The organism is Flavobacterium sp. ASW18X (assembly GCF_005144745.1).
Lineage (GTDB): Bacteria > Bacteroidota > Bacteroidia > Flavobacteriales > Flavobacteriaceae > Croceivirga.
Window position 1 is genome coordinate 39,801 of record NZ_SWKK01000021.1, and the last position, 12,955, is coordinate 52,755.

Consider the following 12,955-nt stretch of genomic DNA (forward strand, 5'->3'; position numbering starts at 1 on the left):
AATGGGTAGGCCCCATAAACTTAAATTGAAAGGGATAATTTTAGATGAGACAGTTAAAGATTACAAAACAGGTTACCAATAGGGAGACCGCGTCTTTAGACAAGTATTTACAAGAGATAGGAAAAGTAGATTTAATTACTGCTGATGAAGAGGTAGAATTGGCACAGCGCATTAAAGCTGGTGACCAAGTAGCACTTGAGAAATTGACCAAAGCCAACCTAAGGTTCGTTGTATCTGTAGCTAAACAATACCAAAATCAAGGTTTAACATTACCAGATTTAATTAATGAAGGTAATTTAGGGCTTATTAAAGCTGCTCAACGTTTTGATGAAACTCGTGGATTCAAATTTATTTCTTATGCGGTGTGGTGGATTCGCCAATCCATTTTACAAGCTTTAGCAGAGCAGTCTCGTATTGTACGTTTACCATTAAATAAGATTGGTAGCATCAATAAAATCAATAAAACTTTTGCTTTCTTGGAGCAGGCTCACGAACGTGTACCTTCTGCAGAAGAAATTGCAAAAGAATTAGATATGACTGTAGAAGATGTAAAACAATCCCTTAAAAACTCTGGAAGACACGTTTCTATGGACGCTCCACTTATCGATGGAGAGGATTCTAATTTATACGATGTCTTAAAAAGTGGGGAATCCCCTAATCCAGATAAGGATTTATTACATGAGTCTCTTAGAACAGAGATAGAGCGCGCTTTAGAAACATTAACTCCTAGAGAAGCAGACGTAATCCGTTTGTATTTTGGGTTAGCTGGCCAGCATAGTATGACGCTTGAAGAGATAGGAGAAACCTTTGATTTAACACGCGAACGTGTTAGACAAATTAAGGAAAAAGCAATACGAAGATTAAAGCATACTTCTAGAAGTAAAATATTAAAAACATATTTGGGCTAAATCCCCAACGTAATTACGGTTTATGTGTAAGCATATTGCTTTTTATTGTTTAAAATCGTAATTTAGATGGCTACAACAGTTTATCATGACTGTTCGTTTTTTGATTGATGAATAAACTCCGGCTGATTACCGGAGTTTTTTGTTTGTAAATCTCAAAGAATTAAGAATATTATTGAATTATTCTTAATTCTTAGCAAACTTTAGCAAAGGGTTCACAAAACCTAAAAACTGAACAGACCACATCATGACCAGACTGTATTATGCACTAATCCTAGTGCTACTCTACTATTCTTGTAAAAAAGAATACAAAGAAACGCTAGTAGACTTTTCTAACTACCATTTAGCAGAACCATTATTAGAAGCTCCTGTTACTATAAGTTTTGATGACCAAGGCCAATTGTGGGGCTTTAGAGCTTACTGGATACATGCGTACCGTAGAAGGCATAAATGAAGAAGAACCGATTGGCCGAATTATCATTTTAGAAGATAAGGACTAAGATGGGTTCATGGATCACAGCAAAGTCTTTTTGGATAGTCTAAAATTAGCAAGAGCAATAAGCAATGTTTATGACGGACTTTTATACGCAGAACCACCCTATTTATATTTTACAGAAATCACTCCCGATAATACGCCTGGCAAAACTACAGTAGTAGATTCTGCATATGCTGTAGGTGGTAATGTAGAACACCAACCTAATGGGTTGCTATACAATCTAGACAATTGGATATACAATGCTAAATCTAGTAAACGTTACCGCTTAAAAAATGGTGAGTGGCAGATAGAATCTACTAGTTTTAGAGGACAATGGGGAATTACGCATGACGACATGGGCCGCTTACTCTACAACGATAATTCGAATCAGCTACGGGGAGATTGGGTTTTGCCCAATATGCTTAATGCCAATCCAAAATTTAAAAATAGACAAGCCATAGGTAAGGCTATTGTTCCCAATCAAAAGTTATATCCCTTGCAAGCCACATCTATAAACAGGAGGTACTTGCCTAATATGTTAGATGAAGAACAAAAAATAAAATACTTTACTAGCGCATGCGGTCCATTGTATTTTGAAGGTTCTAACCTACCAGAAGTATTTCAAGGCGACGCTTTTGTTAGCGGGCCAGAAGCCAATTTAGTAAAACGAAATATTCTTAGGAATGATGCTTTGCGTTGGCAGGGAGAACAAGCATATACAAACAAAGAGTTCCTAATAAGTAATGATGAAGGCTTTAGACCCGTAAATAATTTTAATGGTCCAGATGGATCGCTTTATGTTGTAGATATGCACAGAGGCATTATACAGCATAAAACCTATTTGACAGGCTATCTTAGACAACAGTATTTAGACAAAGGCTTAGATTCCATTGTTGGTATGGGTAGAATTCTTCGCCTGGGCAAACAATTAAAACCGCTAAAAAATTGAATATTTCTAATTGGACGGATGAACGATTAATGGATTCTTTAGCATCTAAAAATATCTGGATACGCAAAAGAGCACAACAACATCTTGTTACAAAAGGAAAAGAAAACACCATTCAACTTTTAAGAAAAACTGCATCAATCAGTAACAATTACAAACAACTTATACACACTTTTTATACTTTGGATGGGTTAGATGCCTTCACTACTGAACTTTTGGACAATCCTAATATTCAAAAATTTCCAAAATTAGCAGCTGTCGCCCTAAAACTTGCAGTAGAAAATAAAATTTCTTTAACCGATAATCAATTCCAAAATTTGGCATCCGTGGATGACGCTATGGTTGATTATTACTTGGGCTATTATTTAGCAATACATACAGAGGACCACATAGATTCTCGTTGGCTATCGCTCATTAAAAAATATCAAGATGCCTCTTGGTTTACAGAACCCCTAATTGCTCATAGTTTTAATAAAGAAGCAATATTCTTACAACCAGAATACGCATCTGTGTTACCAAATACGCAGTATACGTTAGATTCCTTAAAACAAATAATACTTAAAGACCCAGCAACTTTTACAGAAAATAAAGACCATTTAACACGGGGCAGAATATTATTTAACAGGCATTGCGCTACATGTCATGGCCCTGATGGTAATGGAATAGAAAATTTAGCCCCTCCACTTTTACAATCTGAATATATCACGGGACCCAAGGAAACATTTTTAGCAGTGATGTTGTATGGATTAAATGGCCCAGTGATCGTAAATGGAAAAACGTATGATTATGGTATTAGTATGCCAGGAATAGGTGGTAGTACCGAAATAACCCACGAGAATATTAGAGATATTGGCAATTACATGAGAAACGCATTTACCAATACACCAAACCAAGATGTAGACTTAAAAACCATCTCTAAATTAAGAAACTTAAATAGGGCTTTAGACCAAACATTTACAGAAATAGAATTGCATGAAACCTTTAAAACTAATTAAGCTACTACTACTACTTTTGACCACTACTTTATTTGCACAACAAAAACCTAACTGGCAACCCTTATTGCAAGGTGAGTCTTTTAAAGGGTGGACTATTAAAAACGGTACTGCCACCTATACCTTAGAAAATGGTGTAGTAACAGGCACAACTAAATTAGGTACACCAAATACGTTTTTATGCACTGATAAAATGTATGCAGATTTTATTCTGGAATTTGAAGTTTGGGTTGATCCTACTGTAAATTCTGGTGTACAATTTAGAAGTAATAGTTTTGTTGCTGTGCAAAATGGCAAAGTACATGGTTATCAAAGCGAAATTGACCCAAGCGAAAGGGCATGGAGTGGTGGCATATTTGAAGAGGGGTTAAGAGGATGGCTTTACAATTTAGAGAACAATCCTGTGGGTAGAAAAGCTTTTAAAAATAACCAATGGAATAACTACCGTGTACAAGCCAACGGCAACCACTTAAGCATTTGGGTTAATGGTATTAATACCGCTAACCTAAAAGACAACGCAACAGCAGAAGGTTTTATTGGGCTACAAGTACATAGTATTGGCAATGAAAGCCAAGAAAACAAACAAATTAAATGGCGTAATATTAAAATTCTAACCAAAGACTTAAAAGAACATTTAAAAACTCCAACTGCACCATTAATAGATTTAACCCCATAAAAAAAGGAGCACATAATGCTCCTTTTACAACTTAGTTTGGCTAAGATTAAGCTACTTTCTTAAGTGCTTTCTTGGCACTTACAGCTTTCTTAGAAGCTTTTTTAAAAGCTAACTTTCTTACTTTTGCTTCTTGTATTGCTTGTTTTACAGCTTTCTTTTTTGCTTTTTTCTTTTTAAGCTTCTTAAGGTTTTTTAGTGCTTTTGCTAAACCATTTTCCTTCTTAGAAACTTCTTTCTTAGCAACTTTAAATTGCTTTTTTAATTTCGACTTCTTTGACATGTAGTGTGAATTTTAAGACTTCAAAGTTACTAAATTGTAAATTAATCTTTAATGTAAAGAAAAATAATCTTACACAAAAGCGTACACCCATCCATATTAAAAGCATTTGCGCTAATGCTAAACTTGATCCTTTGCGTATTTTTACAGTTATAATCTAAATAACAAAATGAGCTCAAAATTAATTGCACCATCCGTTTTAGCAGCAGACTTTGCTAACCTACAAAGAGACATAGAACTTATAAACGATAGTGAAGCCGATTGGTTTCACATAGATATTATGGATGGTGTTTTTGTACCTAACATCTCTTTTGGAATGCCTGTATTAAAAGCTATGGGTAAACACACTAAAAAACCGTTAGATGTACATTTGATGATTGTTGACCCAGACCGTTACATACAAACATTTGCAGATTTAGGCGCAGCAACACTCACCGTACATTATGAGGCTTGCATTCATTTGCATAGAACCTTACAAGCTATAAAGGCCGCTGGGATGAATGCTGGTGTTGCCTTAAACCCACATACTTCTGTAGAGTTACTAAAAGATGTAATACAGGATATAGATTTAGTTTGTGTAATGAGCGTTAACCCAGGATTTGGAGGACAATCTTTTATAGAAAACACCTATGCTAAAGTAATGGCACTTAAAGCATTGATTAACGATAAAAAAAGTAGTTGTCTTATTGAAATTGATGGTGGGGTTAATGCGACTAATGCAAAAGCTTTGGTAGATGCTGGAGCAGATGTATTGGTTGCTGGCAGCTTTGTTTTTGGTAGCAACAATCCAACAGAAACAATAAAGGATTTAAAAACCAGAATAGCATAATGCAAAATTTTGATGTTGTTGTAATTGGTGGTGGCCCTATTGGTATTGCATGCGGATTAGAAGCGCAAAAAAAAGGGCTATCTTATGTTATCTTAGAAAAAGGCCCCATTGTTAATTCCTTGTTTAATTATCCGGTGAATATGCAGTTTTTCTCTTCTTCAGAAAAACTAGAGATAGATGGTATTCCTTTTATAAGTAAGGAAGCTAAACCCAAACGCGATGAGGCGCTGGAGTATTACCGTAGAATTGTAACTAGCAATAACCTCAACATTCATCTTTTTGAAAAAGTAGAAAGTGTTACTCAAGAAAAGAAAGGTTTTAAAGTTACCTCTAGTAAAACCTCTTACACTACCGATAATCTTATTGTAGCTACTGGGTTTTATGATTTACCCAATACTATCAACGTTCCTGGAGAAGATTTACCCAAGGTAAGCCATTATTATAATGACCCCCACTTTTATGCAAGTCAAAAATTAGCAGTAATAGGGGCCAGTAATTCTGCTATAGATGCCGCTTTAGAATGCTATAGAAAAGGCGCTGAAGTCACGTTAATAATTCGTGGACCAGAAGTTGGTCAACGCGTAAAATACTGGGTAAGACCAGATATCATTAATCGTATTAAAGAAGGTAGTATTAACGCTCATTTTAATGCAGAAGTAAAAGAAATTAAAGAACGAGAGTTGACTATCAACACACCAGAAGGTGAACTCGCCTTAGAAAATGATTTTGTTTTAGCGTTAACGGGTTACAAACCCAATTTTGCATTTTTAACCCAACTTGGAGTTCAACTTTCTGATGATGAAAAACGATTGCCACAGTACAATCCAGACACTATGGAAACTAATGTAAAAGGACTATACTTGGCTGGGGTAATTTGTGGTGGTATGGAAACGCACAAATGGTTTATAGAGAACAGTCGTATACATGCTAAAATGATTATTGAGGACATCCTTACCCATTCTAATCCCTAAGCACATAAAAATTTTAGTTAAGTAGATTCACATTTTACCTTTTCTATCTTTATCTGGAGTTATAAAAGTTGTCAATCTTAAATCACATAAAAGTTCTACAACTTTAAATAGAATCAGGCTTTTTAATTACCAAATAGAAGTAGTTTTACTTCTTGAAAACTAAAAGCTTGGCATTCGCATTCTAAAAACCACCTTATAAATGACTATTTTAGAAAAACTAAAAGAACTAGGGTACCAATTACCCAATGCCTCTACACCTGGTGGTAGTTATACCTCTGTAAATGTTAGAGGAACAATAGCTTATGTTGCCATACAATTCCCCATATGGAATAATAACTTTAAATTTCAAGGTAGATTAGGAAAAGAAATTTCTACTGAAGAAGGTTATAAAGCCATGGAATTATGTGCGCTAAATGTTTTAGCGCAGATGGGTGAAAAAATTGGTTTTGATAATGTGGTTGGGCTTAACCATATTGATGCTTACTTTCAATCTAATGACTCTTGGGACGATTCTCCCTTAGTTGTCAATGGTGCTTCGGACACTTTTATCAAAGTTTTAGGCGAAAAAGGGATGCATTCTAGGGCCATTTTTGGTGTACATAAATTACCAAGAAATTTTAGTGTAGGGCTTACTTCATCCTTTACCATAAAACCTTAATTTCATTTTGCTTAGCATATTTTACTCACCACTAGCCTATTATAGTATACAAACGTATTGCTAGCTTTTGTTTTTTTAAGTTTTTAACGGTTAATCATCATGTTATATAGTATAAGTCCATTAATATAGTATGGCTTTTGGATTGCTTTTGTCCAAATCCCTATTATAAATGATTTTATACTACACATGTATAGGTTTTGTCTAGTACCTTGTTTTTGTTTTTTTAGACAACCACATCAATTTAGCAAACTACCACCGGTTGGTAGTACCACAAACTAAACCAAGAATAAAAACATGACTAAAACGTTTATAGCGCTGATGCTCCTAGCATTAGTGCAAATTGGTTGCAAAACCTCCTCGGAAGACACTTTTAAAGATTTTGGCAGTATCGATTTTAATAAATCTTGGGAGTTTAAATTGCAAGAGAATGATACCATCACCCCTACTTTTTTCACCAATCAAGATTGGCGTTCTTTGAATTTACCACATGATTGGAGCGTGGAATTTCCGTTTGATAGTATTCAAGGAGAAGGCGCTACAGGTTATTTATTAGGTGGTATTGGTTGGTATAAAAAATCTTTTGACCGCAAAACTAATCCAGAAACGAATACCTATATACTTTTTGATGGAGTTTACAATAATAGCGAAGTATGGTTAAATGAAATGTCTTTAGGCAAGCATCCTTATGGATATTCTCCTTTCTTTTATAATATTACAGACCACTTAAAAAATGGTGCTAACACCGTAAAGGTAAAAGTGGACCACTCCCGTTACGCCGATAGTAGATGGTACACAGGTTCTGGAATCTATAGAAACGTAAAACTAATCACTAAAAACAAGCTTCATATTCCTATCTGGGGTACGTTCATAACCACACCAAAAATTACGGAAGATAACGCATTGATACAAAACCAAATTACCCTAAAAAATGATTTTAAAGATGCGCAGCAATTTGATGTTATTTTTACAGTTTTAGATGAAAACGGCGATATCGTTACTAGTACTAGACAGAAGGAAAGTTTAGAGGGGTTAACCGAGAAAAGCATCACCCTAAAAAACAGCATAACTTCACCACATTTGTGGGATATTGATAATCCTTATCGTTATACCGCCATAACACAAATTGTAAAAGAAGAACAGCTTGTAGATGAAGATAAAACTCCTTTTGGTGTGCGCACTATAAAGTTTGATGTTGACCATGGTTTCTTTTTAAATGGAAAAAACCACAAAATAAAAGGCGTTTGCTTGCATCATGATGGTGGTTTAGTAGGCGCTGCGGTTCCTAAGGCAGTATGGAGAAGGCGTTTACAGCATCTAAAAGACGCCGGAACTAATGCGATTAGAGCAGCACATAATCCACCTTCTGAAGAGTTTTTAGATTTATGTGATGAAATGGGTTTCTTAATACAAAATGAATTCTTTGACGAGTGGGATAATCCCAAAGATAAGCGCTTAAATATGCATGAGCGTAGTGAAGATTATATCACTAGAGGTTATACAGAACATTTTCAAGATTGGGCAGAAATAGACCTAAAAACAACCATGTTAAGAGACCGCAATCACCCATCTATAATACAATGGAGCATAGGTAATGAAATAGAGTGGACCTACCCAAGATACGCGCATGCAACTGGCTTTTTTAATATGGATTGGTCTGGTAATTATTTTTGGTCAGAACCGCCCATACATCCTAGTGAAATTAAAGAACGATATGATGAAAGTGAAAAGGGAAAATATGTTTTAGCAGAGACCGCCGCCAAACTATCTAGATGGACAAAGGAAATGGACACCACCCGTTACGTAACTGCTAATTGTATTTTACCTTCTGCAAGCCATTTAACTGGGTATGCAGATGCACTAGATGTAATTGGATACAGCTATAGACGGGTATTGTATGATTATGGCCACACTAACTATCCTGATATACCTATTATGGGCACAGAAAATCTAGTACAATGGCACGAGTGGAAAGCCATACAAGAAAGGTCTTTTATATCTGGCACTTTTCTATGGACGGGTATTGATTATATGGGTGAATCGAATAAAAAGTGGCCTCAAAAAGCAACGCAAAGTGGCATGTTAGATGTTGCTGGGTTTAAAAAGCCGTCTTATCACATGATGAAGACCTTATGGAATGAGAAACCCCATATTTTCATTGGGACTCAAACCTCTGAAAAATCTCAATATAAAGTAAACCCTGATGGTAGTATTGTAGAGAAAAAACCTGGTCAATGGCAAAAAGCACTTTGGCAATGGCATGATGTTAACACGCACTGGAACTACCCTGTAAATACCACCACCATAGTAGAATTATACAGCAATTGCCAAAAGATTGAATTGTTTTTAAACGATACATCCTTAGGCAAAAAGCAATTATCGGACTTTGAAGACCGGATTTTTAAGTGGGAAGTTCCTTTTAGTGCAGGAACGCTAAAAGCAATTGGCTATTCCCAAGAAGGTCGCAAACTTACAGAGCAAACGCTACATACCGTAGGCAAAATGGAAGCCATAGATTTGAGTATAGATACCCAAACATTAGTAGCAGATGGGTATGATGTGGCGCATATCGTAGCACAATTAGTAGATGGCAATAACAATCCAATTCGGCATACGGATGGGGTTATAACTTTTACACTACCAGAAGAATTAAAATTACTGGGCGTAGATAACGGAAGTGCAACGAGCACACAGCCCTACCAATCTAATTCAGTAACTACTAATTTAGGTAGATGCCTGTTATTGGTTCAAAGCACCGAAACCAAAGGTGATTTTACAATAGAAGCAACAACTTCTAATGGCTTAAAGGCATCCATCCCAATTAATGTAAACTAAGGAAAATGTAAAAATCCTAGATTGTTCTAGGATTTTTACTGTTTGAATAGATTATAGTAGTGCTAACTTATCGCCTTAAAAATTAAAAAGCCATATACCAAGAATCGTACATATCTAAATAAAGCCCATAACAGGTAATTCTTAAAGTTATAACTAATTAGTCCAGAAGCTAAACTTACTAATGAATGGGGAACTGGAGACACTGCTCCAAGAAAAACAAAAAGCCCTCCCCATTTATTTAAATTACTAATGTGGGTAGCAACTTTTAATTCTAAATAATTCTTAACCAAGGATATTTTTGACAATTTATTGCCAATACCATAAGCTATTATGCCTCCCAGATAGGATAAGCTGGCCAAATAAAACAAGTACAACCACGGAGTGGTTACCTTAGCTGCCCATGCTATAAAAATCTCTGGAGGTAATAAGCCCATAATCGTTTCTGATGCTAAAAACAGACCAAAAACTAACAAGGGAGGATAGGTTTCTACCACCTTATTAAGAATAGTATTAAAATCTAATACGTAATACTCTAAACCAATAATCAGCGCAACAAAAAAGGCAATTACTGTACCCCCTTTAATCGCTGTTGCCTTTAAAAAAGAATAAAAACGAGTTATTTTATAATAACGGTTTAGTAGCGATAAACGCTTTGTAAAACCGGGACTTAGCATAGCTATAAATTAGATGTGTTACCAACGGCTAAATTTAAGTTTGTATTGCCGTGTTTATTATAAATAAAGCTTAAAAAAGCCTTTTAAAATGATAAAATTACTGCATCAGCTGTAACATTATTGTTCTAACGGGCACCAATATAGCAAAACAATTATATCTTAAACAAAACACTGTAAAGTTAAACAAGTATGGGCTTAATAAACAAAATTTTGGGAAACGCAAGTGAAGTATCTTCTGAAAAACTTACTGAAAAATACAGTAAACTATTGGTAGATAATGAAGTAATAGAATTAGGTTTTAAGCTAATGAGAGACACTTTTATGTTTACCAACAAAAGACTAATTCTAATAGATGTACAGGGCCTAACAGGAAGTAAAACAGAATGCAAATCCATGCCTTATAAAAACATATCTAGATTTTCTTTAGAAACTGCTGGCACCTTTGACCTAGATGCTGAGCTTAAAATTTGGATTTCTAGTGAAGATATTCCGTCTGTTAGCAAAAAATTTAATAAAAGTATTGATGTATATGCTGTACAACGCTATTTAGCGAGCAAAGTAATGTAGTTTAATTTATTGTTAGTCTTCTCATTCTACACCGATAGGTATCAAAAAAAGCTGTAAGTTAGCATATTACAGCTTTTATTTGACCAATTTTAGCCAACCACAAATGAATTTACTAACAAAACTTTTTAGAAAAAGAACCAACAAATCTTCGGTTAGAAAAAGAAAAAATCAACCAGATGTAGTGGATTTTTCAAAAGAAAATGACCTTATGAACTGGGCTATTGAAAAGGCCCGTTTAACCCTACACTATTTTGAAGCTTCATTAGAGAACCCTAAACCGAACCAACATTATTTCTCTATAAAAGTAAAGATTGAGGATGGCAACAACACAGAACATATTTGGCTAATAGAGCCTAGTTTTGACCAAGAGGGAAATTTGTTTGGTATAGTTGGTAATGAACCTATAGATGTTACCAATATAAAATACGATCAAAAAATAGGAATAGACCGTGAATTAATATCCGATTGGATGATTGTAGAACAAGGCCGTTTAATTGGTGGCTATACCATCCGTGCAATACGGGATACATTAGAATCTCATCAACTATTAGATTTTGATAAAAGCCTAGGCCATTTAATTGTAGATGAAGGTGAGGACCATTTTATGCCCAACGGAGATACACCAGAAGGTGCAATACTTGCTTTGGAAGCAGCTTATAATCAAGACAATTTGGAGAATGCTTTAGATTACAAGGATTTTAAAGCAGAAGCTTCCTTAATGTTAAATAAATTAGAGAACATTCCAAAAACACAGGATATTATTAAACAAACTGCAGAGACTTTAAAACTATCTTATATTGCCGCTTTACGTAAAGAAGGAATGCCCAAGTTTAACCATGTACAAAGAGCCTTTCCTAAAAGAGAGCGTATAGATGATAATCATATAATTATAACAGAAGTTTGTACCTATCCAGATCATGGAAAATCTGTACAACGACTTATGACTTACAAGTCAGAAAATGGATGGAAGGTATTGTCCATAGTTGATTAGAATTTATTGTTAGTTGATTAAAAACAATATAAACTCCATCTAACTAAACCTTTTAAAGAACATTTATTCTCAGATATTATTTGACAAGTAGGTGATTTATAAATTTCGCTACCTTTAAACCAAATACTTTTAAAATACTTGTCAGATGACCACCATGAAGAGGATAACAAAAATTTTGGGTGCACTAATTGCCCTAACTCTTATTTGTGTGGTGACTTGTAACGGTATTATAGAAACTAATGCAAAGAATAAAACCTATTCTGCTACTAAAAATATGCCCACCAATAAAGTTGGTCTACTGTTGGGTACGGCAAAATGGCTAAAACAGGGCGGAATCAATCCTTATTTTGAATATAGAATTAGAGCTACAGTAGCCCTTTTTAAAGCAAACAAAATTGAATATGTTTTAGTAAGTGGAGATAATGGTACACAGTATTACAATGAACCTTCAGAATTTAAAAAAGAATTGGTCAAAAAAGGCATCCCTGCAGAGCGAATTATTTTAGACTATGCCGGTTTCCGAACCCTAGATTCTGTAGTTAGAGCAAAAGAAGTTTTTGGCCAAACCAGTATCACAATTATTTCCCAAGAATTCCACAACGAACGAGCCATATATTTGGCCGAGAATCATGGTCTTAAAGCTATAGGATTTAATGCCAAAACCGTAAAAGGCAGAAACGGTTTAAAAACACAACTACGAGAATACTTTGCGAGAACAAAAGTGTTCTTAGACATACTTTTCCAAGTAAAACCTAAATTCTTAGGAGAAAAAATCGATATTTAGATAGTTTACTGAGTTGCTTTTTTTCTTAAAATATGTAGTCAACACTAATAGTACTAGGCGTTAGTTGTTTTTAAATAAACCCTTGAAATAGTTGTTTTACTAGTATTACGTTTAGCTCATTTATTTAAATTTTAAAATAACGTCATCATTCTATTTGTAGAGACAGTTATGTATCAGTCACATAACGTCAAGGTAGGTTGTGGTTATAAAAAATATTGCTCCTACATTTCAATTGCTGAATAGAGTAGTTTTGATAAGAAGATGAACTCAGCTATAACTATAAAAAATGAGCATCCCCCCAAAAACAGGACAGTAGGTTAAGTTCTTAAAAAGAAACTTAAATTTACTTATATGACACGAAGAAAATTCACTTCAAAA

At 34.8% G+C, this 12,955-nt stretch carries 14 protein-coding genes; 12 read left to right on the forward strand and 2 right to left on the reverse strand.

Annotated elements, in window-relative coordinates; all coding sequences use genetic code 11:
* Positions 1 to 44: 44 nt before the first annotated feature.
* The 5 genes from FBT53_RS13740 to FBT53_RS13760 all read left to right on the forward strand — a co-directional run bounded on the left by FBT53_RS13740 (position 45) and on the right by FBT53_RS13760 (position 3,994).
* Positions 45 to 908, forward strand: a complete 864-nt coding sequence (locus tag FBT53_RS13740; protein WP_136951765.1) for an RNA polymerase sigma factor RpoD/SigA — start codon at positions 45 to 47, stop codon at positions 906 to 908.
* 244 nt (positions 909 to 1,152) lie between these two features.
* Positions 1,153 to 1,359, forward strand: coding sequence for a hypothetical protein (locus tag FBT53_RS13745; RefSeq protein WP_136951766.1), 207 nt, complete (start codon positions 1,153 to 1,155; stop codon positions 1,357 to 1,359).
* A gap of 55 nt (positions 1,360 to 1,414) precedes the next feature.
* A complete protein-coding gene (locus FBT53_RS13750) occupies positions 1,415 to 2,329 on the forward strand; it encodes a hypothetical protein (protein ID WP_136951767.1) in 915 nt (304 codons plus the stop codon).
* Positions 2,326 to 3,321, forward strand: a complete 996-nt coding sequence (locus FBT53_RS13755) for a cytochrome c (protein ID WP_136951768.1) — start codon at positions 2,326 to 2,328, stop codon at positions 3,319 to 3,321. Before FBT53_RS13750 ends, FBT53_RS13755 begins: the two co-directional genes overlap by 4 nt.
* Positions 3,299 to 3,994, forward strand: a complete 696-nt coding sequence (locus FBT53_RS13760) for a DUF1080 domain-containing protein (RefSeq protein WP_136951769.1) — start codon at positions 3,299 to 3,301, stop codon at positions 3,992 to 3,994. Before FBT53_RS13755 ends, FBT53_RS13760 begins: the two co-directional genes overlap by 23 nt.
* 46 nt (positions 3,995 to 4,040) lie before the next feature.
* Here the strand turns inward: FBT53_RS13760 and FBT53_RS13765 are convergent, their stop codons facing one another.
* Positions 4,041 to 4,274, reverse strand: coding sequence for a hypothetical protein (locus FBT53_RS13765; protein ID WP_136951770.1), 234 nt, complete (start codon positions 4,272 to 4,274; stop codon positions 4,041 to 4,043).
* Positions 4,275 to 4,440: 166 nt separating this feature from the next.
* Between FBT53_RS13765 and rpe the strand changes: the two genes are divergently transcribed.
* The 4 genes from rpe (at position 4,441) to FBT53_RS13785 (ending at position 9,561) form a co-directional block, all read left to right on the forward strand.
* Complete coding sequence (gene rpe, locus FBT53_RS13770) at positions 4,441 to 5,100, forward strand: ribulose-phosphate 3-epimerase (protein ID WP_136951771.1); 660 nt, start codon at positions 4,441 to 4,443, stop codon at positions 5,098 to 5,100.
* Positions 5,100 to 6,071 (forward strand): YpdA family putative bacillithiol disulfide reductase, encoded by a 972-nt coding sequence (locus FBT53_RS13775; RefSeq protein WP_136951772.1) that lies wholly within the window; start codon positions 5,100 to 5,102, stop codon positions 6,069 to 6,071. The genes rpe and FBT53_RS13775 overlap by 1 nt, the downstream gene beginning before the upstream one ends.
* 199 nt (positions 6,072 to 6,270) lie before the next feature.
* Positions 6,271 to 6,729 (forward strand): RidA family protein, encoded by a 459-nt coding sequence (locus FBT53_RS13780; RefSeq protein WP_136951773.1) that lies wholly within the window; start codon positions 6,271 to 6,273, stop codon positions 6,727 to 6,729.
* Between the two features lie 294 nt (positions 6,730 to 7,023).
* The gene (locus FBT53_RS13785) at positions 7,024 to 9,561 is read left to right on the forward strand and encodes a sugar-binding domain-containing protein (protein WP_136951774.1); all 2,538 of its coding nucleotides are present in this window, start codon (positions 7,024 to 7,026) and stop codon (positions 9,559 to 9,561) included.
* 62 nt (positions 9,562 to 9,623) lie between these two features.
* Here FBT53_RS13785 and FBT53_RS13790 read toward each other — a convergent pair whose 3' ends face one another.
* Positions 9,624 to 10,235: a YqaA family protein gene (locus FBT53_RS13790; RefSeq protein WP_136951775.1), complete on the reverse strand. Its 612-nt coding sequence runs from the start codon at positions 10,233 to 10,235 to the stop codon at positions 9,624 to 9,626.
* A gap of 189 nt (positions 10,236 to 10,424) precedes the next feature.
* Between FBT53_RS13790 and FBT53_RS13795 the strand changes: the two genes are divergently transcribed.
* From FBT53_RS13795 to FBT53_RS13805, 3 genes are all read left to right on the forward strand, one after another.
* Entirely contained in the window at positions 10,425 to 10,802 is a 378-nt protein-coding gene (locus FBT53_RS13795; protein ID WP_136951776.1) for a PH domain-containing protein, read from the forward strand.
* A 103-nt stretch (positions 10,803 to 10,905) separates the two neighbouring features.
* Positions 10,906 to 11,793 carry a YegJ family protein gene (locus tag FBT53_RS13800; protein ID WP_136951777.1) on the forward strand — a complete coding sequence of 296 codons (888 nt, stop codon included), beginning with the start codon at positions 10,906 to 10,908 and terminating at the stop codon, positions 11,791 to 11,793.
* Between the two features lie 154 nt (positions 11,794 to 11,947).
* Entirely contained in the window at positions 11,948 to 12,577 is a 630-nt protein-coding gene (locus tag FBT53_RS13805; protein WP_370324110.1) for a vancomycin high temperature exclusion protein, read from the forward strand.
* Positions 12,578 to 12,955: the final 378 nt, after the last annotated feature.